The organism is Bradyrhizobium sp. MI1.7 (genome assembly GCF_055811795.1).
The window spans coordinates 36,693-60,083 of the sequence record NZ_JBVVPO010000012.1 but is presented as its reverse complement, the minus strand read 5'-3'; the positions used below and the strand labels follow the sequence as shown (position 1 = coordinate 60,083).

Below are 23,391 nucleotides of genomic sequence, written 5' to 3'. Positions count from 1 at the left end.
TAGGGTCAGGCCGCCGAGGCGGGCTCGGGGCAATTGGTCAATCGCGCGGGATTGCCGATCGCGGTGCAGCCGGCGGGCACGTCACCGGTCACAACAGCACCGGCGCCGATCTTGGCGAATTCACCGATATTGATGTCACCGAGAATGGTCGCGCCGCCACCGATGTAGACGCCGCGGCCGATACGCGGCGAGCGCGTCGGCAATTCACCGCGACGGCCGATGCTGACGCTCTGGAGGATGGTGACCTCGTCACCGATCACCACATTCGCACCAATCACGATGCCGGTGGCGTGGTCGAGATAGACGGACGATCCAATGGATGCGGCCGGATGAATGCTGATCTGCAGCAGGTTGGACGCCTCGTTCTGAAACAGCAGCGCCGCGTCGCGATGGTCATGACGCCAGAGCCAGTTCGAGACGCGCCAGGCTTGCAGCGCGACGTAGCCCTTGTAATGCAGCAGCGGCGGCAGCAGGTCGGTGATGGCGGGATCGCGCAATGCGATGGCCTGCAAATCCCGGCTGGCGGTTTCGATCAGCTCTGGCTCGCCTTGAAAGGCGTCGCGGGAACAGGACGTGAAGCGCGTGCGCCCGGTGGAGCCGCTGCCGAGCCGCTGCCCGATCAAATCGGCCAAAGCGGCGGCAAAATCATCGTGAGCGAGAATGGCACTCGCAAGGGCCTTGCCGAACACGGGGTCTGCATCAGCCGCGCGCTGCGCCTCGCTGCGGATCTGTCGCCAGAGGCCGTCGCTCGCCGTGATCGCAGCTTCCGCCATTGTCGCCTCCGGTCCGCCCACTCTTGTGAAGGCGAATATAGGCGGTCCGGGTCGGGGCGCCAGTCACGCCGCCGGGACGCGCTTGCTTTCGCCCTCAAGACCGGGCCGGGCCCGCTTGCGCAGGCTGAGCGCGTAGAGCCAGCCGCCCGCCGCGATGAGCACCGGCAGGACGAAGAGCGCGACATCGCGGAGCAGGATCATGGGGCGATGCTCCCCTTTGCAAACGAGACCGCGCGGCTGAGTGCGAACGAGGCGAACCAATAGAGATAAAGGCTGAGAAAGAACCGCCAGGATTCGCCGAGCTGCCACTGCGGATAGAGCTGGACTTCCGTCTGCCATCCATTGAGGAACGCGATCGCCACCGGCACGGTGTTTCCGAACCGGTCGAACAGCGCCGAGGCGCGCTCAAGGAGCGCGATGCTATGGCTGATCTTTTTGCGTTCGGCGTTGGTCATGGTCGTACCCGTCAGCGCGCGGGAGATGCGCCGTCAGGGCTTGGTCGGGCGTGGTGCGGATCGGGTTCTACCGATCCTGCACATGTACGTGATCAACGCCGCAGAACGCACGCCCGCCGGCGCAGAGGCGAAAATGGCAATCGGGATCGGACGCGCAGCTGCCATAGACCAAGCCGATGTAGCCCAGCACCGCCAGGGCGGTCACGGCAAGCAGCAGGCGGGTGTAGAGGTCCATGATGCGTGTCGTCCAGCAGCGCGGCGGATTGAGGTGGCACGCGCAAGTCTTGGTGTCGGATCCTCGGCGGTTGGTTCGGGTCCCCAAAAACCAAACCACCCGCCTGCGGGTTGCGCAGGCGGGCGGCTCGGGGCCATCAGGACTTTGGGGGCATGCGCCTGAAGGCTTTGAGAGGCAGACCCCGGATCAGCCTATTTAGATCAGCCCTGCGGCTGGTCGGTCGGCGGCGGGGTCGGGCGCGTCTTGTGCTGCGCCATGAACTGGTCGAACTCTTCCTTGTCCTTGGCGTGACGCAGACGGTCGAGGAAGTTCCTGAACTCGACCTGCTCTTCCTCGAGCCGCTGCAGCGTCTCGGTGCGGTATTCGTCGAAGGCACGGTTGCCGCTCGAGGGCGGGCCGAAGCCGAAGCCGAAACCACGGCGCTCCATGCGGCCGCGCATGCGGTCCATCTTGTACTGCATCCGCTCCATCTTGTTCTGCCAGCGATCCTGGTGGCTCCAGCAACCCATTTTTCTGCTCCCGAGTGTGAAAAAGAGAAGGGCAAGTCCGATCGGCCACCAGATGATGAAGCCGAGGATGGTCACGGCGATCCAGCCGGGATGCCAGGGCGTATCGAGCATGTGGGGGCGCTCATAGCGTTCGTCAGAGGAACCGCGCCATCGATTGACATCAGCGGTGTAGGCCATTTCCATCTCCATCACGGCACCAGCGCCGTTGTGAATGTAAATAACATTTACATAGCTAGACCATCCCGCGATTTTGTCAAGCCGGCCGCCTGACAGGGTCGCCGAATTATTTGCGCAATTTTATTTCGGCTTGCCCCAGGGGCCGCCGGGCGGCAGGCCAGAACCGGAGGATGCCTCCGGTGGCACCGGCGGCGGCTCGGCGCTTCGTGCCGGCGGACGGCGGTCGGTCGGGAAGCCGAGGCCGCGCAGATAGATCAGCACCTCGGCTTCGAGCAGGTCATCCGGCGACATCGGCAGTTTTCGCCGCGCGGCGTCGCCACGCGAGAACAGCGAGGCCACGCCGTGGGCCATCGACCAGATGTGCAGCGCCATCATCATGGCCGGTGGCCGCGGCGTGCCGGGCGGCGCCAGCGCCGCAAGCCGTTCGGCGGCGGCGCGAATGATGTTGAAGGCGCGTTCACTGGCGGCCTGCAGGGCCGGATTTGAATCGACCGGCACGCCTGATTCGAACATCGCGTTGTAGAAGGCAGGCTCCTCGCGGGCAAAGGCGAGATAGGCCTTGCCGACGCGCTCGAACGCCGTGACCGTATCCGGGCGCCCGTCGTCCCAGGCCGCGGTCAGGCGCTGCTCGAACTGCTCGAAGCCGCGCTGCGCGATCGAGGACAGCAACTCCTCGCGGTCGCGGAAATGCCGGTAAGGCGCCGCCGCGCTGACGCCGGCCATGCGCGCGGCATCGGCAAAGGTGAAGCCGGCCGCGCCCTTCTCGGCGATCAGCCCGAGGGCAGCCTGCAACAGGGCTTCCTTCAGATTGCCGTGGTGATAGCCGCGCTCGGTGCGGCCCTGGTCCTTACGCCAGCTCATGTGAACAGCTTTTACATGAGCCGGGCGTGAAGTCACTAGCGCAGGCCGGATTTGATTAACCGGCCAACTCGTCATTCCGGGGGCGGCTCGACCCGGGGCTGCTCGACGAGCCGAACCCGGAATCTCGAGATTTCCGGGTTCGCGCGTGTGCGCACCCCCGGAATGACACGGCCTAGCCGCCGGGGATCGGCAGCACCGGCATGATCTCGACGCGTTCGCCGGGGAAGATCGCGAAGTGCGGGTGGTTCTCGAACATCTTGGCTGCGGCCTCATGGGACGCAGCGCGGACCACGGTGAAGGCGCCCATCTCGTTGGCGATGTCGGCGACGCCCTTGCCGTCGACCTTCTTGGTCTTGCCGAGAGGGCCGCCCATGGCCTGGATCGCGCCCTGATGCTTCTCGACCCAGCCTTTCCAGGCCGCCATGCCCTCCTGCTCCTTCGCCTTCCGCGCGGTCTCGGACATCGCGTTCCATGCGGCCCATTGCGGGCTGGTCTTGCTGCCGAGGAAAACGGCGAGATAGGTATCGGTGCTCATTGGTACTCTCCTTTGTTGATGGATGATGGATTGACGAGCCGCGAGTTGATCCGCGGCCGTCTCGGCTACGTCTTCAGATCGTCGAAGCCGGCGGCGGCTGCCTGCACCTCCGGCGGAAAGTCGGCCATCTCCTGCACCTGCCGGATCTCGATGACTTCATTGGCGGAAGCCGGGCACTTCTTCGCCCAGGCGATCGCCTCCTCGCGCGAGGCAACCTCGATCATCCAGTAGCCGCCAAGGACTTCCTTGGCTTCGGCGAAGGGACCGTCGGTCACGATGGGCTCGCCGGTCGCGAACGAGACGCGCGCGCCCATCGACGGCGGGTGAAGGCCGTCGAGCGTGATCAGCACGCCGGCATCCTTCAGCGCCTCGTTGTAGCGCATCATCGCGGCGACGCGTTCGGGATCGAGTTGCACGTCCGGCGGCGCGGTCTCGTAGCCGAGCGGAATCATCAGCATCATGAATCGCATGAGCAGTCCTTGCTTGCTTTGTCGTTTCGGGTTTGCGCGGCGCGGCGCCACCCCCGGAAGGACGGGAGCGGCGGCCCGGGCCGCCCACCCTTACTTCTAAGACGAACCAACCTTTACGGAACCGACAAGGTGATGAAAATTATTCCGGAGGTCATTGCGCCGGCCGCTAGCGCGGCTGCGGCAGAAAACGCCCATCCTTCCGGGCCGCGCCGAAATAGACGTCGATGCGGCTGACCTTGCCACCGGCAAAGGCGAAGAACTCCGTGTTGCGAAAGCTCCTGCCATCTTTCGCCAGACAGAGATAGGTGACGAAGGCCTCGTCGCCCCGGACGAAAATCCGCTCGATGTCGTGTCGCGCGATCCAGCCGGTGTCCCGCCAGCAGCGCTCGAAATAGGCCGCCTTGTCGATGTCGTCGTCGAACGGACTGGTGAAGCGGAAATCATCGGCCAATGCGTCGGCGACCCGTTGCCGGTCGTTGCCGAGATAGGCTGCGAAGAGGTCTCGAATCAGGCGCTCGCGGTCGTCAGGCATTGATGGTCTCCGCAGAGAAGATCCTCTTGAAGACGATGCACGAACGCGTGCCCCGACATTGCGTGCCGAATTTCAACAGAGACCATGCGAAAATATCGCGAGGCGGGTCCGTACGATTACGGACCGACTATGTCCACCGCCGTGCTTATAGGACGAGAATCTTCGCGCGTAGAACAACATGGCCGGCGCACGCGGAACTACGGAGACCGCGCAGCTTGCTGCAAGGGTTTACAGTTGATCAACGCGTGCATGCAACTTTTTCGGGAAGGCCAATTGCAGCTGGGCCGACGCATAGTTGAACCATTCCGGGGACCTTCAAGTGTTCAATTTCAACAGCAAGGCCAGGATCCAGCACGCGCTCGCAGAAGTCGACGCCCTCGATCGCTCGCAGGCCGTCATCGAATTCGATCTCGACGGCACCATCCTCGATGCCAACGAGAACCTTCTGAAAATGAGCGGCTATTCGCTCGCCGAGATCAAGGGCAAGCATCACAGCATCTTCGTCAGCCCGGCCGAACGCGAGAGCGCCCGCTACCGCGACTTCTGGGCCAGCCTGAACCGCGGCGAATTCCAGACCACGCAATACAAGCGCTTCGGCAAGAACGGCAAGGAAGTCTGGGTTCATGCCTCCTACGCCCCGCTGCTGGACAAGAACGGCAAGGTGGTCAGCTTCATCAAGTTCGCCACCGACATCACGGCGTACAAGATCAAGACCATGGAAGACTCCGGCAAGATCGCCGCGATCAACCGCGCGCAGGCCGTGATCGAGTTCAACATGGACGGCACCATCGTCACCGCCAACGAGAACTTCCTGGGCGCGATGGGCTATTCGCTCGACGAGATCAGGGGCAAGCATCACAGCATGTTCGTGACGCCCGAGGACCGCGCGAGCTCGGCCTATACCGCGTTCTGGGCCAGGCTGAACCGCGGCGAGTTCGAGGCGGCCGAGTACAAGCGGCTCGGCAAGGGGGCTAAGGAGATCTGGATTCTCGCGACCTACAACCCGATCCTCGACGAGACCGGCAAGCCGTTCAAAGTGGTGAAGTTCGCAACCGACATCACCGCGCAGAAGATGAAGGCCGCCGACAATGACGGCCAGCTCGCCGCGATCCAGAAGTCGCAGGCGGTGATCGAGTTCAACATGGACGGCACGATCCGAACCGCCAACGAGAATTTTCTCAAGGCGGTGGGCTATTCGCTGGCCGAGATCAAGGGCCGGCACCATTCCATGTTCGTCGAGCCGAACGAGAAGAATTCGGCGGCCTACCGCCATTTCTGGGAGACGCTCAACCGCGGCGAATACCAGGCCGCCGAATACAAGCGGATCGCCAAGGGCGGCCGCGAGATCTGGATCCAGGCGTCCTACAATCCGATTCTGGATCTCAACGGAAAACCCTACAAGGTGGTGAAATACGCCACCGACATCACCGCGCAGGCGATCGGCCGCAAGAAGGCCGACAATGCGCGCGGGCTGATCGAGGCGGTCGCGGCCGGCAGCGAGCAGATGAGCGCCTCGATCCGCGAGATCTCCGAGACCATGGCGAAATCGCGCGAGACCTCCAAGGTCGCGACCACCAGGGTCGAGTCCGCGGACGGTCAGGCCCAGAAGTTGACTGCAGCGGCCCAGGCCATGAGCGGCATCGTCGAGATGATTTCGGGCATCACCAGTCAGATCAACCTGCTTGCGCTCAACGCCACGATCGAATCGGCGCGGGCAGGCGAAGCGGGCCGCGGCTTTGCCGTGGTCGCCTCCGAGGTGAAGAACCTCGCCAGCCAGGCCAAGCAGGCCACCGACACGATTACCTCCGAAATCGACGCGCTGAACACCATCTCGGGCGACGTTGCGAGCTCGCTCACCGCGATCAAGGCCGCGATCGCCGGCGTCAACGAGTTCATCGCCTCCACCGCGGCCGCAGTCGAGGAGCAGAGCATCGTGACCTCCGACATGTCGTCGAACATGCAGCGCGCATCCGCGGAACTGGCGTAAGCTCTCGCTTTATCACGATCCCCGTCATCCTTCGAGGGCCGCTGAAGAAGCGGCCACCTCAGGGGTGACGGAGAGAGAGAGAGAGAGAGAGAGACCGACGCTCTTATCCTACCGCTCCCAGCGTCGCGTCGCTTCACTCGCCCCTTCCGGCAGCATCTCGAAGACCGGCGAGGCCAACACCGCATGCACATGCAGCATGGTCGCTCCCGAATTACGGAAACCGTGCTTGCGGCCGGCGGGAACCAGCAGCACCTGTCCGGCCGTCACCGTGATCCGCCGGGCTTCGATCCACATCTCCGCCTCGCCCGCCCGCACGGTCAGCACCTCCTCGACCGTGTGGCTGTGCGTCGGCGCGCCGGCGCCGGGATCGACCCATTGCTCGAAGATGCAGAGCGCGGTCGCGCCGTTGCGCGCGGATGTGACCATGCGGGTCTTCACACCTGGCCGCCATTCCTCGAGCGGGATCGTGCTGGGATCGATGAGCATGGCCTGGAGCCCTTCTTGCCGGGACGAAAGCGAAGTAAAAGGAGCCGGCGCTCGTGCGCGCCCCCTTTCGAACACAGGACAGATTAGCAAATGCCGCAGGCCCCACAAAACGTCGCCCTCGTCACCGGAGCCGCGCGAGGCATCGGGCTGGCGACGGCCAAGAAATTCCTGGCCGAAGGGTGGCGCGTCGCGCTGCTCGATATCGAGGGGGAGCTGCAGGCGGGCGCGACGGCGGCCCTGAAGAATCCCGATAACACACTGGCAATCACCTGCGACGTGTCCGACGCAACCGCCGTAGGAGCTGCAATGGCGGCGGTCATGAGCCGCTTCGGTCGGCTCGATGCTCTCGTCAACAACGCCGGCGTCGCCGTGTTCGCGCCAGTGCTGGAGACCAGCGACGCCGACTGGAACAGGATCATGGCGGTCAATCTCACCGGCCCGTTCCTGTGCACCAAGGCGGCCGCGCCGCTGATGCGCGAGCAAGGCGGCGGCGCCATCGTCAACGTCACCTCGATCTCGGCGGTGCGCGCCTCGACCCTGCGTTCGGCCTATGGCACCAGCAAGGCGGGCCTTGCGCACCTGACCAAGCAGCTCGCGGTCGAGCTCGCCTCGCTCAACATCCGCGTCAACGCAGTCGCGCCGGGGCCGGTCGACACCGCGATGGCGAAGCAGGTGCACAGCAGGGAGATCCGCGCCGACTATCACGACGCCATTCCGCTCAACCGCTACGGCCTGGAGGAGGAACTCGCCGAAGCGATCTATTTCCTGTGCTCGGAACGATCGAGCTACATCACCGGCCAAATTTTGGCCGTCGATGGCGGCTTCGATGCGGCTGGCATCGGCCTGCCGACGCTGCGCGGCGAACGGCGGAACGGGTGAACGTCGTAGGGTGGGCAAAGGCGCGCAAGCGCCGCGCCCACCTTCCCTCCAGATTTGCGATGCCATTGGTGGGCACGCTACGCTTTGCCCACCCTACGGGATCGAGTTAGTGGAGTGCTCCATGCGACGCATGTTCTTTGTGGGTGCCTGGATGCTCGCATCTGCGCTCTTTACCACTACCCCCGCCATGGCCGAAATCCGCATCATCCAGTCGCCGGGCGGACAGGTCGGGCCGTTCCTCGACCTGTTCGAGCAGGTGCGCGAGAGCGGCGAGCGCGTGGTGATCGACGGTCCGTGCCTGTCCGCCTGCACGCTGGTGCTCAGCATCGTGCCGGGCGAGCGCATCTGCGTCACCAAACGCGCGGTACTCGGCTTCCACGCGGCGCGTTCGGTCGACCGGCGCGGGCGTTTTTATGCCGAGCCCGAAGCCTCCGACGCGGTGCTGCAGGCCTATCCCGGCCCGGTGCGCGACTGGATCAGCCGGCACGGTGGCCTCTCGTCCAGATTGCTTTTGCTGAAGGGCCGCGACCTTGCGGCGATCTATCCGCGCTGCCGCTGAGCAACAGGCGGCCGCCAGCGATGTGACCGGTTGCATCCGCCGCTGTCCGGCGATTAGGCAGTTTTGCAAAATTCCGACGATCCGGACACGAAATCCGCTCAACCGCTTGGCAATGCCTGCCCAATTTACGCGGTTTGCGGCCTTTCCCGACCGTCTATGATGGTCCCCGTCCAGATTGAGGCCGCTCGGGTCACGATGGCTGCAGGGCCGTCATAATCTCAGCAATGGTCACAGACTAGGATGGTTCCGCTTTTTCAAGATTACACATTTTCAAACCGGTCGCAGGCCGTGCAGCCCATCGATTTTCACTACCGCCTGTCGGACCAAGGACGCATTGTCCTTGGCCAGTTGAGCTCCCAGGAAACCGTCGAATTCGAATTGCTGTCGCGGCGCCACCGCGAGGGTCTGATGGACCTGCCGTCCGAGCTGCGGCTGCTCGAGCTCTATGTGAAATATATCGGCTCGGGCGCAGAGGCTGCGCTCGCGCCGTCGGAGCTCGCATGGCAGGCGAGCGAGCCACTGCAGCGGCGGAGACCGCGCGTGCGCGAACGGCGCGGCCGCGCAACTACATCCTCTCGATGATCGTGATCGCGAGCGTCAGCTTCACGCTCATCGCGTTGCTGGTGAGCTAGCAGGCAAGCGCGACGGCGAAATTGCGCCGGTCACGCATTTCGTCGGGCCTAGTAGAGCCTCTGGATGGTCTGCGCCAATTCCAAGGTCGCGCAGATGAGCATGCCCCAAAGTGCAAAATTGATTTGTAGCGCCGCTGCCATCGGTCGCTCCCTTCCCAAGTTACGCCCACCCCAGTTTGTAGAATTTATGAAGAAATTATTAGCGATTCTGTCGTGGAGTTTACAGCCTAATATTTCGCCAGTTGTTGTGCGATGCGATCCGCATGATTTCACGAAGCGGCCTCACTGCTCTCGCAATGTGATGCGACAGCACGATTCCATATTGGGCCATGGCGGCCACGTCGTTTCCCTTAGGTTCCATTTAACCGGCGCGACGCAAGGCTCCGCATGCGGAGTTTGCGTGTCGCGTACCGCACCAAGGGTCCGGCATGCTGCGTCACGGCTTCGTCTTGCTCACTTTTTGCGCAGCGCTCCTCGGATGCGCGGCGGCGCCGGCGCAGGAGCGCCGACCGATCGCATGGGACGGCCTCGGCCGGGATCCGAACCAGGCCCCTCACCGCTCCTCTGTCACAAAGCGGCGCGCCGCGAACCCGGCGCCTGCGCAGGACAATCCCAATCAGGAGCGGGAAAGAGTGCTCGGCACGTTGCGCCCGTTCTCCGAGGCGTGGTGGGTGGTCCATGACGAAATCGAGGCGGAGAACGACAGGCAGCTTGGCACGAAACTCGTGATCTGCCCTCGCTGCGTTGAATCGCCGCCGCCAAGCGATGACGCGACCGGATCGCTCCGGTGAACGAGCACGCGGCGATCAGCCGTGTGACATGACGACGGCATGAGTGACCCACTCCCGTAACAACGGGAGTGGGATCGCGGCTTGGCGTGTCAGGCCGACGCGCCCGTCACATGCCCTCGGCCGGGCAGTTCACCATCCAGGGAATGCCGAACTTGTCGACGCACATGCCAAAGCCCTTGGCCCAGAACGTCTTGCTGAAGGGCATGGTGACGGTGCCGCCGTCGGCGAGCGCGTTGAACTTGCGCTCACCATCCGCGGGGTCCGTGACCGTGAGCGAGATCGAAAAGCCCTGGGCTTTCTGAAAATGCTCGGGTGGCGCGTCGGAGGCCATCAGCACGCTGCCGTCGGGCAACGACATCCGCGCATGCATGATCATCTTCTCGCGGCCGGGCGCGGCGGGCATGTCCGGCGGCGCTTCCGATGAGCGCATCATGGCGTCGATCTTGCCGCCCAAAACCTTGGCGTAGAAGTTGAACGCCGCTTCGCAGGTGTCCTGATAGAACAGATAGGCATTGATCATCGTTTCTCTCCTCTTCGTTTTCTTGGCGATTCCTTGGCAGTTCCTCGCAGTTTCTTGGCGATTTCCTGGCTGCTCCTTGGCTGCTCCTTGGGGCAGCTAGCCTCGTTACTTCTCGGTGAGCTTCTTCAGGCTGGCGAGGCCGGCCTCGAAGTCCTTGCCGATCATGTTGTCCATGTTGATGAACACCTGCATCACCTTGGACATGAACGGCGCCGGACCGTACATCGCCCATGTGACCAATGTGGCATCGCCTTGCGGCACAAAGGTGAACTCGGCGGTATTGTGGCCTTCGAACGGGCGCTCGAAATCGAGCTTGATCCGAAGCTTCGACGGCGTGCTCGCCTCGAGGATCTCCATATGCCCGGCGCCGACATTATTGTTGCCATCCCAGGCATAGGTCGCGCCCTTGCCTGACGCGGTTCTGCCGAAGGTCCGCTTCATGCCGGGGTCGCGATCCTCATAGGGCGACCAGCTCATCCAGAAATGGAAATCGGCAACGTGCGGATAAATCGCATCGGCCGGCGCCTTCACGGCGAGCGAGCGCTCGACACGGAACGTATCGGGTTTTGTCAATGCGAAGACGAGGACCGCGACTATGCCGACGGCGAGGACGACGGCGATGATGGCAATGGCTTTCAGCATGAGTGGCTCCCTGGATATGGAATTAAGACGAAGGGGAACGGCGGGAGCCGACAATCGGCGGGACGAAATTTTTGGCCGTCACTTTGCCTTTGCGCCCTGCCTGGCGCCGCCATTGGCGCCCTTCGGCTGGCTGTCCCGGATCAGGCGATCAATGTGCATGCGGATATGGGCGGCTTCCGCCGAAGTATTGGCGAGTGCGATGGCGTGGTCGAAGGCGATGCGGGCTTCGTCGTTACGGCCGAGCTGCATCAGGAAGGCACCACGCACGCCGTGGAAATGAAAGTAGTTGGTGAGTTTCGGCGCCAGCGGCTCGATCAGCTCGAGCGCCGCTTGCGGCCCGCGCACCTTGGAGACCGCAACCGCCCGGTTGAGCGTCACCACCGGCGAAGGCTGCATCAGTTCGAGCGCGCCGTAGAGCAGGTCGATCTGCGTCCAGTCGGTTTCCTCGGGCGTCGACGCGCGCGCATGCAGCGCGGCGATCGCGGCCTGGACCTGATAGGGACCACTGCGGCGATGGCGCATCGCCTTGTCGATCAGCGCCAGGCCTTCCGCGATCATGTTGCCGTTCCACAGCGTACGATCCTGGTCGTCGAGCAGGATCACCGCGCCGTCCGCGGCAAAGCGCGCGGCGCTGCGCGCATGCTGCAACAGCAGCAGCGCTGCGAGCCCCATGATCTCCGGCTCGCTCTGGAACAGCCGCAGCAGCAACCGCGCCAGCCGGATCGCTTCCTCGCACAGCGGCTTTCGGATCTCCACAGTGTCGCCGCTGGCCGAATAGCCTTCGTTGAAGATCAGGTAGATCATTGCGGCAACGCCGGCGAGCCGCTCGGAGCGTTCGACCGCGCCAGGCGTTTCGAACGGCGCCCCGGCCTCGGCGACCTTCGCCTTGGCACGGGTGATGCGCTGCTCCATCGCCGCTTCCGAGACCAGGAAGGCGCGCGCGATCTGCTTCACGGTGAGGCCGGAGACGATGCGCAGCGCCAGCGCGATCTGCTGGGTCGCCGGCAGCTGCGGATGGCAGCAGATGAACATCAGCCGCAAAATGTCGTCGCGGTAGTGCGAGCCGTCGAGCCGCTCGGCGAGCGCGCCCTCGGCGTCGTCGAGATCGGAGATGGCCTGGTCGTCCTCGGGCAGCGGCTGCTGTTTGCGGGCGCGACGGACCTCGTCGATGGCGACGTTGCGGCCGACCATGATCAGCCAGGCCGCAGGATCGCGCGGCGGCCCGTTCTGCGGCCAGGTCTTGAGCGCGCGCAGGCAGGCGTTCTGGAAGGCCTCTTCGGCGGTGTCGAGATCGCGGAAATAGCGCAGCAGCGCGCCGACCGCCTGGGGTCGCGCCGAGGTCAGCGCGGTCTCGATCCAGGCGGTGTCGGCCTCGCTCACGTCGAAATTCCTCCGGGCCGGAATACGCCGACGGGGCGCACCTCATAGGCGCCGCCGGGATTGGCCGCGCCGAGGTCGCGCGCGACGTCGAGGGCTTCGTCGAGGTTCTTGCAATCCACGATGTAGAAGCCGAGCAATTGCTCCTTGGTCTCCGCATAGGGGCCGTCGAGCACCAGCGGCGGGTCTTCCTTGCGCAGCGTCGCCGCGGCCGTGGTCGGCAGCAACCGCGCCACCGGACCGAGCCGGCCCTGCTGTGTGAGCTTGTCCTGCACCACGGCGAGCTTCTTCATCACGGCCTCGTCCTGGTCCTTGCTCCAGGAGCCGACGAAGTCCTCGTCGTGATAGCAGAGGATCGCATAAAGCATGGGCAGCACCTTCCTGAACGCTTGTTTTTAAGACGATCCAATATGCCCCGCCCCGACAGGGCTGCGGAAAAAATTTGCGAGAAAAATCCGTCGGATCGTGCCAAGGAGGGTTTTCAAAACGGAACCGACGAGGCACTTCGAATGAGCATGGGCACACTGGCCGTCCTGATCAACAGCACGCAGCAGAACTGGCTGCCGGAGCGCTGGAAGGCCCGGTTCGACGCGGTCTGCGGCGGTCGCCGTGTGGTTCTGCTGCCGGATTCCGATCTCAATCCGGCCGAGGTGCACTATGCCGCGGTATGGAAGCCGGTGCCGGGCGACCTCGGCTCTTTTCCGAACCTGCGTGCGATCTTCAACCTGGGCGCGGGCGTCGACGCGCTGATGGCCGACAAGAGCCTGCCCGACGTGCCGCTGGTGCGCGTCGCCGTGCCTGATCTCACCAATCGCATGACCGAATATGTCGTGCTGCACGTGCTGATGCACCACCGCCAGGAGCTGTACTTGCGAGACTCGCAGCGCGCAAAACGCTGGGAGCCGCAATATCAGTGGCCGGCGAGCGCCGTCACCGTCGGCGTGATGGGGCTTGGCACGCTGGGGGCGGATGCCGCCGACGTGCTGCGCCGGCTCGGCTTCCGCGTTACCGGCTGGAGCCGCAGCCCGCGCACGATCGAGGGCGTCGAATGCTTCCATGGCGCCGCACAGATCGATGCGTTCCTGCGCAAGACCGACATCCTGGTCTCACTGTTGCCGCTGACGCCGGATACGCACGGCATCCTCAACCGCGACGTCTTCACCAAGCTCAACCGCAACAGCCCGCTCGGCGCGCCCGTGCTGATCAATGCGGGTCGCGGCGGCTTGCAGAACGAGGCCGACATCCTGGCCTGCCTCGACGACGGCACGCTTGGCGCGGCCTCGCTCGACGTTTTCGTGCAGGAGCCGCAGCCTGCCGACAGCCGGTTCTGGACCCACCCCAAGGTGCTGCTGACCCCGCACAACGCGGCCGACACCGACGCGGATGCAATCTCGGCCTATGTCGCCGAGCAAATCGCAAAGTTCGAGGCCGGCGGGGCGCTGGAGAACGTGGTGGACCGGGCACGGGGATATTAGACGCTTCGGCAGACTGAGAGAGGCACGCACGCGCCCCACTCTCGCTGTCGTCCCCGCGTACGCGGGGACCCATACCGCGTGATTTATCGTTGCGGATGGTCGCAGTACCGAACGACCAGTCGTCGCCAAACCACTCCCTGTGGTTATGGGTCCCGGGCTCGCGCTGCGCGCGCCCCGGGACGACGGCCTAACTTTTGGCCCCCACCATCACGTCAATCGCACCCTTCACGATCGCCTCGAGCTCTTTGCGCGACACGCGGGCGCGGGAGCGGATGGCGATCGAATGCACGGTTGCGGAGGCGAGCTGCGCCAGCACGGCCGGGTCGGCGCTCGCGGGCAGCTCGCCCTTCTCCTTGGCGCGGCGGAAGCAACTGGCAAAGGCCTTGTCGAGCTCGGTCAGTCCATCCAGAACCATGGCACGGATCTCGGGATCGCCGACGGCTTCGGACGCCGCGGTCACCACCGTGAAGCAGCCGCGCGGACCGGTCTCGCCGGAGAGATAGATGTTCAGCGCGGACGCGAAGATGCGCTCGAGCCGCTGGCGCACCGGCATCTCCTGGCGAAAGATCTCGACCATCGAGGCGCGCGCGTCCTCGCGGTAGCGCTGGTAACTCTTGATGTAGAGCTCGCGCTTGTCGCCGAAGGCGCCGTAGAGGCTCGGCCGGTTCATGCCGGTCGCTTCGCTGAGATCGTCCAGTGACGTCGCCGCAAAACCCTGCCGGCGGAACAGGTCGAGCGCCTTGCCGAGCGCGACGTCGGGCTCGTAGGCGCGCGGACGGCCACGCCGCTTCGGTTCATTGGCGGCAGCTGGCGGCTTCGATTTTTGTACCATTTCGCAAATTAATCCTTGACCGCCGCGATATTATACAAGATGGTACAAAAATCAATCTGGCCAGGTTGAGCGACACCCAAAGAGGAATTGCCCAAGGAGGCCCAAGATGGATCTTTATTTCTCGCCGCTCGCCTGTTCGATGGCGACCCGCGTCGCGCTGTATGAAGCCGGCGCCGAAGCGAATTATCTCGAAGTCGATCCGCCGACCAAGACAGTGCTGAACGACGGCACCGACTTCCGCACGGTCAACCCGATCGGGCTCGTGCCAACGCTGCGCACCGACGAGGGCGTGGTGCTGACCGAGAACGCCGCGATCCTGCAATATGTCGCGGATCGGTTCCCGCAATCCGGCCTCGGTGCGGCCCAGGGTATCGATCGCACCCGGCTGCATCAATGGCTCTGCTTCATCGGCACCGAGCTGCACAAGGGCCTGTTCATCCCCCTGCTCGACCGCAAGGCGCCGCAGGAAACCAAGGCCTATGCGCTGGAGAAGAACCTGTCGCGGCTCGACTATCTCGAGAACTACCTGAAGGGGCGCGACTTCCTGCTCGACCATTTCAGCGTGGCGGATGCCTATCTCGTCACGGTCATCAACTGGACCATGGCGACCCCGCCGATCGAGCTCGCCAAATGGCCGAACGTGAAGGCGTACCACGACCGCCTGCGCCAGCGGCCGTCGGTCGCGAAGGCGATCGCCGAAGAGTTCGAGCTGTACAAGGCCGAGCAGGCGCGGAAGAAAGCGGCGGCCTAAGCCAAAGCGAGATATTCATAACGACGTCGTCCTGGCCAAACCGGGACGGCGTCGTTCGTTCGGCAATTCAGCTACCTCGGCGCTTGCAGCACGATCCCATAGCGACCGTAGATCCGATCGATCGTGCCGTCGTTGCGCAGCCGTTCCAGCGCTCCGTCGATCGCCTCGCGCAACGCATCATCCGGGCGGACCATGCCGACGGCGACATTCCAGTTGAGATCGGCCACGCCCTCGTCGCGATCCAGAATCCGGAGTGCCTTGTCAGGATGCGTCAGATTGAAGTAGCCCGCCGCGGTGGGCGTGACCGCAGCCGCATCGATCTCCTTGTTTGATACGGCGTCGAGGCTGTCGGTCTCGAAGCCGAAGATCGATATGGGCACGTGCCGCTGACCGATGATCATGGCGGCGACAGAGCCGACCTGCACCCCCACCTTGGTATGCTCGCCGAGGCTCTTGAACGATGTGAGCGCGCTGGATGACGGCACCGCGAGCGCGACGCCCGTGCGATAGTACGGTTTCGAGATCCTCAAGCGGGTCTCGCCTTGCGCTTCGCGATCGGCGATGACATCCAGAAGAATGTCACAATTGGCGCTGCGCATTTGGTACTGCGTGATGATCCAGTCGAGCCGTAGCGAGACACCGAGCTCGCGTGCCAGCACCTGTCCCAACTCGACCTGAAAGCCGGATGGATCGCCGCCCTTGCGCGCAAAAGGAAGCGAGTTGGGATGCGCGCAGAGTCCGAGCGCGCCACTCGCGCGGATCGCCTCCAGGGTTCGCGCCTGCGCCGGTCCGGACAGCCCGATGGCGGCACCGACGATAATCAGGACAATTGCCTTCATGCCGCGTCTCATCTGGATGGATCAGGTCCCGGCGGGTCAGCCCTCGCGCGGCTTCAAGGCGCGGATATATTTGACGATCTGGTCGATCTGCGCGTCACTGAAGCTCTCGCCGAATGCCGGCATCGCACCTTGCTTGCCGATCTTGATACGGTTGTGCAGAAATTCGTCGTCTCGTTGCGAATTCATCAGTTGCGGTCCCCTGCCAGCAGCTCGGCCGCCGTCGGAGTGGCAAAAGCCGCAGGTGCCTGCGAACAACTGCTCGACGTCCAGTGACCCGTTGTCCGGCGCCGGCGTGGCAGATTGAGCTCGAGCCACCACAACGCACAGCAACGAAGCGCCCAGCACCGCCGGAAGCGACTTCAAATGCAGTTTCAACACGTCCGCTCCATTCCTGAATCACGCCCGCCGCTGCAATCGACCGAGGAGCGGGTTTGCCACCCGCTCCTCGGCAGATCGTTTGAGACAGACTATTTCAAGCTGAAGACGACGAGGGCGCCGTCGTCACGCGGCATGCTCTTGTAGACGCCGCCGAAGTTTGGCGCATATTCGTCCGCCAGCATGCCGCCGAAGCCGGCCGCCACGGCGATATATTGCTTGCCGCCGACGGAGTAGCTGACGATACCGCCCTGGTGGCCGGTGCCGTTGTTGTGCTTCCACAACTCGGCCCCGGTTTCGGCATCGTAGGCGTGAAGGATGCCACGGGAGTCGGGTACGAACACAAGATTACCCCCGGTCGACAAAACGCTCCCAAGCGGCGGCTCGGGAAAGCGAACCTCCCATTTTTTCGCGCCCGTTATCGGGTCGCGCGCGTCGAGATGTCCGTAGATCTCGCCGCTCGGAGGCGGCACCATCTTGAAGTCGGCGCCGATGTTGAGCTGGACCTGGGGCGCGGTGACCGGCGTCGTCTTCTGAATATCCAGCGTCATGCACCATTCCTGGCCGATCTTGTAATAAAGACCGGTCTTCGGGTTGTACGAGCCGGCATTCCAGCTGATGCCGCCGCCAATGAAGGGACACAGCGGTACTTCAGTGACTTTCCCGACAGGGAAATCGCGACGGCCGATCAGCGCGCCCGTCTTGGGATCGATATCCTTGACGAAGTTGATGTTCTCAACCAGCCGCCAGACGTTCTTCACGCCAAGATTACGGTCGTAGACGAAGACGAAGCCGCCCTTGTTCGGATGAACCACGTATTTCTGGCCATCGCGCTCAAGCATCACGAACTCGCCGACGGCGCTGTCGAAGTCCCAGGCGTCGTGAGGCAGTTCCTGATGGTAGGATTTCAGCTTTCCGGTATCGATATCGAGAGCGATGACCGAACTCGTATAGAGATTGTCGCCGGGACGCGCACCTTGCGTCTTGTAATCAGCGCCCGACCAATCGTAGAGCGGCGCCGGGTTCGCGGTGCCCCACAGGACGGAGTTGGTCTCGGAGTCGTAGGTGCCCGGCATCCAGCCGCCGCCACCGCCCGTGCGCCAGGAATCGTTGCCCCAGGTCTTCATGGCCTCGTCGGTGCCCGCGACCGTCAGAAACTCCCACTTCTTCTTGCCGGTGGTGGCATCGACGGCGAAGATCGGGCCGCGACCTGGCCATTCACCCCCCTGCGAGCCGATGATGACGCTTCCCTTCGCGTAAAGCGGCGCGCCGGTGAAGCCGACCGTGAGCTTCTGCGAGTCGATCAGCCTGGTTTCCCAGAGAACCTTTCCCGACTTCGCATCGAGCCCGAACAAACGACCATCCATCGTACCGACGAAGACCTTGCCTTCACCAAGGGCTACACCGCGGTTGTAGGGCGAGTGGGTCTGTCGGCTGATGAGCGCCTCATCGAGTTCCGGAAAGAACGACCAGATGACCTCGCCGGTCGCGCCGTTCAGCGCAAAGACCCGGCTGTACGAACCCGAATAATAGAGCACGCCGTCGGCCACGAGCGGCATTGACTGCAGGCCGCGCGTCGATCGTCCGGGAATGTGCGTCCAGGCTACGCCCAGATTGCCGATGTTGCTCGCATTGATCTGCGCGAGCGGGCTGTAGTGATGGGATTTGTATGAACCATGATAGGTGAGCCAATCGTTCTGACCGGCGTTCTCGATCCGGGCAGTATCCACGGATTGGGCCAACGCCGCCGACGCCGCAAGTGTCGCGCCGACAACAAGAGGTAGACCAGAATTACACCAACGCTTCTTCATCCGTTCCTCCCGCTTTTGTGTTTTGTTGAACTCGTGTCTCGCAGACGCTGCGAGGGATGTTTGCAGCTCGCTAAGTGTCGGTTCTTCTCCATCGCATATGAGCTGCCAACAGCTCTCGATCTCTCTCGGCGGACATCGCCAAAAGGAGCTACGTTTCCTGGACTGGTTGCTGTTGCACTCCTGCTCGCTCTCACAGAGTACGCCGGATGAGGGAGGGCGCAAAGATGGAATGCGCGAGCGGCGCGAATTTAACGCGCAGCACGAATTCGAAACGTCAGCTGCGCTGACCGTTTCGTCTTGGCCGCAGATCTCGGACTCAAAAATCGCAGCGCCCACGGAGAAGCTTCATCGCGTGATCATTTGGACGGGGGCGGCGTCAATCTCTTTTGAGCAATTCAAGAACGGCCATCATGCCGGAGCGATATACAAAGCCTTGCTCAAAGCGCGACGCCGCGCCATACAAGTGCCGCGATACGCGACCATTGAATACAAGCAATAATTGATCCACCGACCGCCCTCTCCTACCGCGATTTTGCTCTGAAGACCGAATGGCCCCGCGGCCGGCGGCCTGGGCGCGAAGCAGGGCCAAGCTGGAATAAGAAGAATGCCCGTTTCTTTGCGAATTGTTCGTTCGACGAAACGTGCCGGGCTTGTTGCGCTCGCCCTCACCGCACTCGCGCAAGTCGCGCACGCCGCCGACAAGCCGCCGCTCGCTCCCGATCCGCCGGCGCCGCTCGCCGCGACCTCGCGAGTGTCCGCAACCATCGAGTTCGGTCTTCCCGCGCTCGCCAAGGCGATCGAGCAGGATATCCCCAAGCGGCTTGCCACCATCGACGAGCGCGTCAACTGCGTGCACCGCCGCGTACTGATGTTCCGTGTCAACGCCAATTGCGACGTGTTTGGCTTCGTCAATCGCACCAGCGGCGTCTCGCTCTATGGCCGCGGCGACCGAGTCTATGGTGCAGTCTCGATCTACGGCGCGGCCGAAGGCCAGGGCGCCAACCGCTTCACCGCGCGCATCCGCGGCCAGACCGAAGCGCGCGCGACGATCGAGGCCGAGGCACGGCCCGCGCTGCGCAAGGACTGGTCGCTCGACCTGAATTTCAGCGACTCCTTCCACTGGAGCGAAGCACCTTATTTGCATGTGCTCGGCCGCGAGGTCGATCTTGCGCCCTACGTCGAGCCGCGCATCCGCACGCAGCTCGCGCGCGTGCGATCACGTGCCCTGGCCGCAGCAAGGAAACTCAATCTGCGCGACAAGGCGGCCGCTGCCTGGACGCATGCGTTCGAACCGATGAAGCTCGCCGACGAGCCGCCGGTGTGGCTGCAAGTGACGCCGCAAGCTGCCGCATTTGCCGGCGTGCGGGCCAACGACAAGGTGTTGTCCGGCTCGCTCGAACTCTCCGGCAGCGCCGTGACGTCGATTGGGCAGCAGGGTACGAGCGTCACCCCGACATCGCTGCCGCCGCTTGGCACCGACGTGACCACGCCGGGAACGTTCGACGTCATCCTTCCGGTCCGGCTCGGCTATGACGCGATCAAGGACAAGATCAGCCAGGCGATCGCCGCGCTGCCGGCGCAAGACAGCGCGTTGCGCGAGGTTCAGGTCTATCCGTCGGCGGGCAAGCTTGTGATCGGCCTGCGTCTTGCGAAGACGTCGGACAGCGACCCCAATGCAGGCCAATGGAGCTATCTCTCCGGCGCACTGAAGGTGGACGATACCAGCAAGAGCGTCGCGCTTGCCGATCTCGATCTCGCCGCGCAGGACGGAGAGGCAAACCCCGGCTTGCAGTCGATCGTCGCGCAATTGAAGCAGGCCGTGAACATTGACTATGGCGTCTCCTACCAGAACCTGCTGATGGCGGCGAACCAGCGGCTGACGCGTCCGCTCAAGGACGGCTTCCGTATGGAAGGCAAGCTCTCCTCGGTGCAGTTCGACAAGGCCTTGCTGCTTGCCGACGGGATCACACTCGCGTTGCGCGCGAGCGGCGAGCTGAAAATCCTGTACGGGATGTGATCGTGCGCTGGAGCGGATCGCAAATGCTTGTCGCCGCCCGCGCTCTGATGGCCGCACTCGTCATGTTCGCCGCCGGCATCGTGACTGCCCACGCGCAATCGGCATTTTACGACGCACCGGCATCGCTTGCGGACGGACCGCCTGGCAGTCTGGTGCGGCAAGAGCCAATGGATGGCGCGCCGCTCGGCGCATCGGCCTTTCGCGTGCTCTATCGCTCGACCGGATTGAAGGGCGAGCCCATTCTCGTCTCGGGCGTCGTCATCGTGCCGCAAGGACCGCCGCCACCGGGCGGCCGCTCGATCGTCGCCTGGGCGCATCCGACCTCGGGCATCGTGCCGCGCTGCGCGCCGTCGCTCGCGATCTTCCTGTTCCAGCAGATCCAGGGACTGCGCTCGATGGTGGCGCGTGGCTACATCGTCGCGGCGACCGACTATCCCGGGCTCGGCACGCCGGGTCCGCATCCTTATCTCGTCGGCGAGAGCGAGGGCCGCGCCGTGCTCGACATCGTGCGCGTCGCGCGCGATCTGCCGGGCGCCGGCGGGGCCAAGAATTTTGCCTTGTGGGGACACTCGCAGGGCGGACAGGCTGTGCTGTTTGCCGGGCAGCTGGCGCCGACCTATGCGCCCGATCTCCATCTGCTCGGCGTTGCCGCTGCGGCGCCCGCGACGGATCTCGCCACGCTGATGAGCGACGACATCAACTCAGTCGGCGGCAAGAACATCACAGCGATGACGCTGTGGTCATGGCATCGCGTCTACGACGCCGCGCTCGACGGTGTCGTCGATCCGCGCGCACTTCCGGCGATCGACCGGCTGGCGCGCGAATGCATCGAAGGTCCCTTCGATATCTTCATCCGGCAGCGGACCGAGCGGCCGCTCCAGAAATATTTTCTGACCGTGCCGGATCCGACCAAGCGCGAGCCCTGGCGCTCGCTGCTGGAGAAGAACAGCGCCGCCACGTTGCCCGCCGGCATGCCAGTGTTCCTCGCTCAAGGGACTGTCGACCAGATCATCCGGCCCGCGGTGACGCGCGCCTATATGGGCCGGCTGTGCAAGGCGGGCAGCCCCGTGAAAATGGTCACCCTTCCCAACATCGGACACGGCCGCGCCGCGCAGGCGAGCACGATGGCCGCTGTGAACTGGATGACCGACCGCTTTACCGGGAAGCCGGCGCCGAACGACTGCGGCGGGTAATCGCCGCAGTCGTTGCCGGAGCGTTAGCTACCCATAAACGGCAACAGCGTTGTCAGCCGACACGAGACCGCTCTCAACGTCATCCTTGATCGCTGCACGATCGCGCTCCTTGGGGTCGCCGATACCGGCGCCGCCCGGGGTCATCACCAGCAGCCGGTCATCCGGTGGAATGGTCTGAAAGCCCTTGCCACGCATCTTCTGGCCGGACTTCAATCCGACATAGCCGGCCTCGCCGTTCTTGCCGCCGTCGCGACCGCGCGGCGGATGATCGATGCGATCGAATGCAGCGAGGATGTCGAAGGGCGCATCGATGCCGCTGCCGACCTCGATGATCTGGCCGAGGCCGCCGCGGGTGCGCCCTGCCCCGCCGGAATCCGGGCGCAGCTCCTTGCGCCAGAAGATCAGCGGCGTCTGCGTCTCCGCGATCTCGACCGGCGTGCCGCGCACACCACTCGGATAGGCGGTGGCCGACAGCCCGTCCTTCGCAAAGCGCGCGCCGGTACCGCCATTCGAAGTCACCGCCATCGAGAACCCGTAATTGCCGCCGGCACCTGAGCGGGTCTGTCCGCGGACGTTGAGATTCCACAGGCAGGAGGTGCCTTCCGCCGGCACGCGCTCCGGAATGATCTGGCGCAGGCAGCCGAACACCACGTCCGGCAGCATCTGTCCGACGATATGACGCGACGCCACGGGCGCCGGCTTCGGCGCATTCAGGATCGCGCCCGCGGGAGCCGACACCGTCAGCGGCGAGAGCGAGCCGGCATTGTTCGGGATCTGCGAGGCGACGACGCAGCCGAGGCCGAACACGGTGTAGGCCGTGGTGTAGGACAGGGGCACGTTGATGCCGAACTTCGAAGCGGCCGAGGTGCCGTCGAAATCGACATGGATGCCCGTCTCGGAGATCGTCAGCGTCGCGGCGAGCGTCACCGGCGCATCGTAACCATCCACGACCATGCTGTTGCGCCAGCTGCCCTTCGGCAGCTTTGCGATCTCGGCCAGCACGGCCTCACGCGAGCGATCGCAGATATAGTCGCCGAGCTCGTCGAGCGTGTCGATCTCGAACTCGGTCATCATCTCGACCAGACGTTCGCAGCCGACGTCGTTGCACCCGGCCAGGGAATAGGTGTCGCCCTCGGTATCGATCGGGAGCCGCGTGTTGGTGCGGATCATCGCCATCAGCGTCTCGTTGACGACGCCCTGGTCGATCAGCTTGAGCATGGGGATGTAGAGCCCCTCCATGAACACGTCGGTGGCATCAGGGCCGAAGCCGATGCCGCCGATGTCCATGAGGTGGCTGGTGCAGGAAAACAGCGCGACCGGCTTGCCGTCCTTGAAGCAGGGCGTGGTGACGACGAAGTCGTTGAGATGACCTGTGCCCATCCAGGGATCGTTGGTGATGTAGGCGTCGCCTTCCTCCATCGTCTCGATCGGGAAATGCGCAATGAAGTGCTTGACCGATTCCGCCATCGAGTTGACGTGGCCGGGCGTGCCGGTCACCGCCTGCGCCAGCATCCGTCCCCTGAGGTCGAACACGCCGGCAGAGAGGTCGCCGCATTCGCGCACGATCGGGCTGAAGGCGGTGCGGAGCAGCACCTGCGCCTGCTCCTCGACCACAGCGATCAGCCGGTGCCACATGATCTGGAGGTCGATCAGGCTCGCGCCATTTGCCTTGCTCATG

29 protein-coding genes are annotated in these 23,391 nt (G+C 64.0%); 9 read left to right on the top strand and 20 right to left on the bottom strand.

Features of this window, described 5'->3' with window-relative positions; all coding sequences use genetic code 11:
- Window positions 1–5 precede the first annotated feature (5 nt).
- The 9 genes from AC0L3X_RS14170 to AC0L3X_RS14130 form a co-directional block, all read right to left on the bottom strand.
- Complete coding sequence (locus AC0L3X_RS14170; protein WP_063981092.1) at window positions 6–773, bottom strand: serine acetyltransferase domain-containing protein; 768 nt, start codon at window positions 771–773, stop codon at window positions 6–8.
- A 63-nt stretch (window positions 774–836) separates the two neighbouring features.
- Window positions 837–974, bottom strand: coding sequence for a hypothetical protein (locus tag AC0L3X_RS14165; RefSeq protein WP_187387923.1), 138 nt, complete (start codon window positions 972–974; stop codon window positions 837–839).
- Complete coding sequence (locus AC0L3X_RS14160; protein WP_063981091.1) at window positions 971–1,228, bottom strand: hypothetical protein; 258 nt, start codon at window positions 1,226–1,228, stop codon at window positions 971–973. Before AC0L3X_RS14160 ends, AC0L3X_RS14165 begins: the two co-directional genes overlap by 4 nt.
- Window positions 1,229–1,295: 67 nt before the next feature.
- Window positions 1,296–1,463 (bottom strand): hypothetical protein, encoded by a 168-nt coding sequence (locus tag AC0L3X_RS14155; RefSeq protein ID WP_144030761.1) that lies wholly within the window; start codon window positions 1,461–1,463, stop codon window positions 1,296–1,298.
- A 200-nt stretch (window positions 1,464–1,663) separates the two neighbouring features.
- Window positions 1,664–2,149 (bottom strand): DUF2852 domain-containing protein, encoded by a 486-nt coding sequence (locus AC0L3X_RS14150; protein WP_028152211.1) that lies wholly within the window; start codon window positions 2,147–2,149, stop codon window positions 1,664–1,666.
- Window positions 2,150–2,269: 120 nt separating this feature from the next.
- Window positions 2,270–3,010, bottom strand: coding sequence for a TetR/AcrR family transcriptional regulator (locus AC0L3X_RS14145; RefSeq protein ID WP_063981090.1), 741 nt, complete (start codon window positions 3,008–3,010; stop codon window positions 2,270–2,272).
- 172 nt (window positions 3,011–3,182) lie between these two features.
- On the bottom strand, window positions 3,183–3,545 hold the full coding sequence (locus AC0L3X_RS14140) for a YciI family protein (RefSeq protein WP_063981089.1): 363 nt from the start codon (window positions 3,543–3,545) through the stop codon (window positions 3,183–3,185).
- 65 nt (window positions 3,546–3,610) lie between these two features.
- Window positions 3,611–4,015 (bottom strand): YciI family protein, encoded by a 405-nt coding sequence (locus AC0L3X_RS14135; RefSeq protein WP_028152208.1) that lies wholly within the window; start codon window positions 4,013–4,015, stop codon window positions 3,611–3,613.
- Window positions 4,016–4,181: 166 nt separating this feature from the next.
- Entirely contained in the window at window positions 4,182–4,547 is a 366-nt protein-coding gene (locus AC0L3X_RS14130; protein ID WP_063981088.1) for a nuclear transport factor 2 family protein, read from the bottom strand.
- Window positions 4,548–4,866: 319 nt separating this feature from the next.
- On the opposite strand from AC0L3X_RS14130, the gene AC0L3X_RS14125 reads away from it, so the two are divergent.
- Window positions 4,867–6,534, top strand: coding sequence for a methyl-accepting chemotaxis protein (locus tag AC0L3X_RS14125; protein WP_063981087.1), 1,668 nt, complete (start codon window positions 4,867–4,869; stop codon window positions 6,532–6,534).
- A gap of 108 nt (window positions 6,535–6,642) precedes the next feature.
- On the opposite strand, the gene AC0L3X_RS14120 is transcribed toward AC0L3X_RS14125, so the two are convergent.
- Entirely contained in the window at window positions 6,643–7,020 is a 378-nt protein-coding gene (locus AC0L3X_RS14120; protein WP_063981086.1) for a cupin domain-containing protein, read from the bottom strand.
- Window positions 7,021–7,110: 90 nt separating this feature from the next.
- On the opposite strand from AC0L3X_RS14120, the gene AC0L3X_RS14115 reads away from it, so the two are divergent.
- From AC0L3X_RS14115 to AC0L3X_RS14100, 4 genes are all read left to right on the top strand, one after another.
- Window positions 7,111–7,899, top strand: coding sequence for an SDR family NAD(P)-dependent oxidoreductase (locus AC0L3X_RS14115; RefSeq protein WP_063981085.1), 789 nt, complete (start codon window positions 7,111–7,113; stop codon window positions 7,897–7,899).
- 130 nt (window positions 7,900–8,029) lie between these two features.
- Window positions 8,030–8,458, top strand: a complete 429-nt coding sequence (locus AC0L3X_RS14110; RefSeq protein ID WP_371498094.1) for a hypothetical protein — start codon at window positions 8,030–8,032, stop codon at window positions 8,456–8,458.
- A 500-nt stretch (window positions 8,459–8,958) separates the two neighbouring features.
- Window positions 8,959–9,090: a hypothetical protein gene (locus AC0L3X_RS14105; RefSeq protein ID WP_473316476.1), complete on the top strand. Its 132-nt coding sequence runs from the start codon at window positions 8,959–8,961 to the stop codon at window positions 9,088–9,090.
- A 428-nt stretch (window positions 9,091–9,518) separates the two neighbouring features.
- Window positions 9,519–9,881, top strand: coding sequence for a hypothetical protein (locus AC0L3X_RS14100; RefSeq protein WP_063981083.1), 363 nt, complete (start codon window positions 9,519–9,521; stop codon window positions 9,879–9,881).
- Window positions 9,882–9,987: 106 nt separating this feature from the next.
- Here AC0L3X_RS14100 and AC0L3X_RS14095 read toward each other — a convergent pair whose 3' ends face one another.
- The 4 genes from AC0L3X_RS14095 to AC0L3X_RS14080 all read right to left on the bottom strand — a co-directional run bounded on the left by AC0L3X_RS14095 (window position 9,988) and on the right by AC0L3X_RS14080 (window position 12,788).
- On the bottom strand, window positions 9,988–10,401 hold the full coding sequence (locus AC0L3X_RS14095) for a VOC family protein (protein ID WP_063981082.1): 414 nt from the start codon (window positions 10,399–10,401) through the stop codon (window positions 9,988–9,990).
- Between the two features lie 105 nt (window positions 10,402–10,506).
- On the bottom strand, window positions 10,507–11,043 hold the full coding sequence (locus AC0L3X_RS14090) for an SRPBCC family protein (protein ID WP_473316474.1): 537 nt from the start codon (window positions 11,041–11,043) through the stop codon (window positions 10,507–10,509).
- A 78-nt stretch (window positions 11,044–11,121) separates the two neighbouring features.
- Window positions 11,122–12,423, bottom strand: a complete 1,302-nt coding sequence (locus AC0L3X_RS14085; RefSeq protein ID WP_063981080.1) for an RNA polymerase sigma factor — start codon at window positions 12,421–12,423, stop codon at window positions 11,122–11,124.
- The gene (locus AC0L3X_RS14080) at window positions 12,420–12,788 is read right to left on the bottom strand and encodes a YciI family protein (protein WP_063981079.1); all 369 of its coding nucleotides are present in this window, start codon (window positions 12,786–12,788) and stop codon (window positions 12,420–12,422) included. The genes AC0L3X_RS14085 and AC0L3X_RS14080 overlap by 4 nt, the downstream gene beginning before the upstream one ends.
- Before the next feature lie 141 nt (window positions 12,789–12,929).
- Here AC0L3X_RS14080 and AC0L3X_RS14075 point away from each other — a divergent pair, with 141 nt between their 5' ends.
- Complete coding sequence (locus tag AC0L3X_RS14075; RefSeq protein ID WP_063981078.1) at window positions 12,930–13,895, top strand: 2-hydroxyacid dehydrogenase; 966 nt, start codon at window positions 12,930–12,932, stop codon at window positions 13,893–13,895.
- 187 nt (window positions 13,896–14,082) lie between these two features.
- Here AC0L3X_RS14075 and AC0L3X_RS14070 read toward each other — a convergent pair whose 3' ends face one another.
- Window positions 14,083–14,727 (bottom strand): TetR/AcrR family transcriptional regulator, encoded by a 645-nt coding sequence (locus AC0L3X_RS14070; protein ID WP_028151469.1) that lies wholly within the window; start codon window positions 14,725–14,727, stop codon window positions 14,083–14,085.
- 106 nt (window positions 14,728–14,833) lie between these two features.
- On the opposite strand from AC0L3X_RS14070, the gene AC0L3X_RS14065 reads away from it, so the two are divergent.
- Entirely contained in the window at window positions 14,834–15,478 is a 645-nt protein-coding gene (locus AC0L3X_RS14065) for a glutathione binding-like protein (protein ID WP_063981077.1), read from the top strand.
- 71 nt (window positions 15,479–15,549) lie between these two features.
- On the opposite strand, the gene AC0L3X_RS14060 is transcribed toward AC0L3X_RS14065, so the two are convergent.
- The 4 genes from AC0L3X_RS14060 to AC0L3X_RS14045 form a co-directional block, all read right to left on the bottom strand.
- Window positions 15,550–16,317 (bottom strand): substrate-binding periplasmic protein, encoded by a 768-nt coding sequence (locus tag AC0L3X_RS14060; protein ID WP_063981076.1) that lies wholly within the window; start codon window positions 16,315–16,317, stop codon window positions 15,550–15,552.
- A 36-nt stretch (window positions 16,318–16,353) separates the two neighbouring features.
- A complete protein-coding gene (locus AC0L3X_RS14055; protein WP_135214749.1) occupies window positions 16,354–16,695 on the bottom strand; it encodes a c-type cytochrome in 342 nt (113 codons plus the stop codon).
- A gap of 89 nt (window positions 16,696–16,784) precedes the next feature.
- Entirely contained in the window at window positions 16,785–18,503 is a 1,719-nt protein-coding gene (locus AC0L3X_RS14050) for a pyrroloquinoline quinone-dependent dehydrogenase (RefSeq protein WP_063981075.1), read from the bottom strand.
- 376 nt (window positions 18,504–18,879) lie between these two features.
- On the bottom strand, window positions 18,880–19,011 hold the full coding sequence (locus AC0L3X_RS14045) for a hypothetical protein (RefSeq protein WP_256376460.1): 132 nt from the start codon (window positions 19,009–19,011) through the stop codon (window positions 18,880–18,882).
- 96 nt (window positions 19,012–19,107) lie between these two features.
- On the opposite strand from AC0L3X_RS14045, the gene AC0L3X_RS14040 reads away from it, so the two are divergent.
- Window positions 19,108–20,520, top strand: a complete 1,413-nt coding sequence (locus tag AC0L3X_RS14040) for a DUF4403 family protein (protein WP_063981073.1) — start codon at window positions 19,108–19,110, stop codon at window positions 20,518–20,520.
- 23 nt (window positions 20,521–20,543) lie between these two features.
- A complete protein-coding gene (locus tag AC0L3X_RS14035) occupies window positions 20,544–21,713 on the top strand; it encodes an alpha/beta fold hydrolase (RefSeq protein ID WP_063981072.1) in 1,170 nt (389 codons plus the stop codon).
- Window positions 21,714–21,740: 27 nt separating this feature from the next.
- Here AC0L3X_RS14035 and AC0L3X_RS14030 read toward each other — a convergent pair whose 3' ends face one another.
- On the bottom strand, window positions 21,741–23,390 hold the full coding sequence (locus tag AC0L3X_RS14030; protein ID WP_063981071.1) for a hydantoinase B/oxoprolinase family protein: 1,650 nt from the start codon (window positions 23,388–23,390) through the stop codon (window positions 21,741–21,743).
- Between the last annotated feature and the right edge of the window lies 1 nt (window position 23,391).

Excerpts from the sequence above, each read along its gene's own strand:
- AC0L3X_RS14170 (WP_063981092.1), bottom strand. The coding sequence starts at position 773 with ATGGCGGAAGCTGCGATCACGGCGAGCGACGGCCTCTGGCGACAGATC.
- AC0L3X_RS14165 (WP_187387923.1), bottom strand. The coding sequence starts at position 974 with ATGATCCTGCTCCGCGATGTCGCGCTCTTCGTCCTGCCGGTGCTCATC.
- AC0L3X_RS14160 (WP_063981091.1), bottom strand. The coding sequence starts at position 1,228 with ATGACCAACGCCGAACGCAAAAAGATCAGCCATAGCATCGCGCTCCTT.
- AC0L3X_RS14155 (WP_144030761.1), bottom strand. The coding sequence starts at position 1,463 with ATGGACCTCTACACCCGCCTGCTGCTTGCCGTGACCGCCCTGGCGGTG.
- AC0L3X_RS14150 (WP_028152211.1), bottom strand. The coding sequence starts at position 2,149 with ATGGCCTACACCGCTGATGTCAATCGATGGCGCGGTTCCTCTGACGAA.
- AC0L3X_RS14145 (WP_063981090.1), bottom strand. The coding sequence starts at position 3,010 with ATGAGCTGGCGTAAGGACCAGGGCCGCACCGAGCGCGGCTATCACCAC.
- AC0L3X_RS14140 (WP_063981089.1), bottom strand. The coding sequence starts at position 3,545 with ATGAGCACCGATACCTATCTCGCCGTTTTCCTCGGCAGCAAGACCAGC.
- AC0L3X_RS14135 (WP_028152208.1), bottom strand. The coding sequence starts at position 4,015 with ATGCGATTCATGATGCTGATGATTCCGCTCGGCTACGAGACCGCGCCG.
- AC0L3X_RS14130 (WP_063981088.1), bottom strand. The coding sequence starts at position 4,547 with ATGCCTGACGACCGCGAGCGCCTGATTCGAGACCTCTTCGCAGCCTAT.
- AC0L3X_RS14120 (WP_063981086.1), bottom strand. The coding sequence starts at position 7,020 with ATGCTCATCGATCCCAGCACGATCCCGCTCGAGGAATGGCGGCCAGGT.
- AC0L3X_RS14115 (WP_063981085.1), top strand. The coding sequence starts at position 7,111 with ATGCCGCAGGCCCCACAAAACGTCGCCCTCGTCACCGGAGCCGCGCGA.
- AC0L3X_RS14110 (WP_371498094.1), top strand. The coding sequence starts at position 8,030 with ATGTTCTTTGTGGGTGCCTGGATGCTCGCATCTGCGCTCTTTACCACT.
- AC0L3X_RS14105 (WP_473316476.1), top strand. The coding sequence starts at position 8,959 with ATGGCAGGCGAGCGAGCCACTGCAGCGGCGGAGACCGCGCGTGCGCGA.
- AC0L3X_RS14100 (WP_063981083.1), top strand. The coding sequence starts at position 9,519 with ATGCTGCGTCACGGCTTCGTCTTGCTCACTTTTTGCGCAGCGCTCCTC.
- AC0L3X_RS14095 (WP_063981082.1), bottom strand. The coding sequence starts at position 10,401 with ATGATCAATGCCTATCTGTTCTATCAGGACACCTGCGAAGCGGCGTTC.
- AC0L3X_RS14090 (WP_473316474.1), bottom strand. The coding sequence starts at position 11,043 with ATGCTGAAAGCCATTGCCATCATCGCCGTCGTCCTCGCCGTCGGCATA.
- AC0L3X_RS14080 (WP_063981079.1), bottom strand. The coding sequence starts at position 12,788 with ATGCTTTATGCGATCCTCTGCTATCACGACGAGGACTTCGTCGGCTCC.
- AC0L3X_RS14075 (WP_063981078.1), top strand. The coding sequence starts at position 12,930 with ATGAGCATGGGCACACTGGCCGTCCTGATCAACAGCACGCAGCAGAAC.
- AC0L3X_RS14070 (WP_028151469.1), bottom strand. The coding sequence starts at position 14,727 with ATGGTACAAAAATCGAAGCCGCCAGCTGCCGCCAATGAACCGAAGCGG.
- AC0L3X_RS14065 (WP_063981077.1), top strand. The coding sequence starts at position 14,834 with ATGGATCTTTATTTCTCGCCGCTCGCCTGTTCGATGGCGACCCGCGTC.
- AC0L3X_RS14060 (WP_063981076.1), bottom strand. The coding sequence starts at position 16,317 with ATGAAGGCAATTGTCCTGATTATCGTCGGTGCCGCCATCGGGCTGTCC.
- AC0L3X_RS14050 (WP_063981075.1), bottom strand. The coding sequence starts at position 18,503 with ATGAAGAAGCGTTGGTGTAATTCTGGTCTACCTCTTGTTGTCGGCGCG.
- AC0L3X_RS14040 (WP_063981073.1), top strand. The coding sequence starts at position 19,108 with ATGCCCGTTTCTTTGCGAATTGTTCGTTCGACGAAACGTGCCGGGCTT.
- AC0L3X_RS14035 (WP_063981072.1), top strand. The coding sequence starts at position 20,544 with ATGCTTGTCGCCGCCCGCGCTCTGATGGCCGCACTCGTCATGTTCGCC.
- AC0L3X_RS14030 (WP_063981071.1), bottom strand. The coding sequence starts at position 23,390 with ATGAGCAAGGCAAATGGCGCGAGCCTGATCGACCTCCAGATCATGTGG.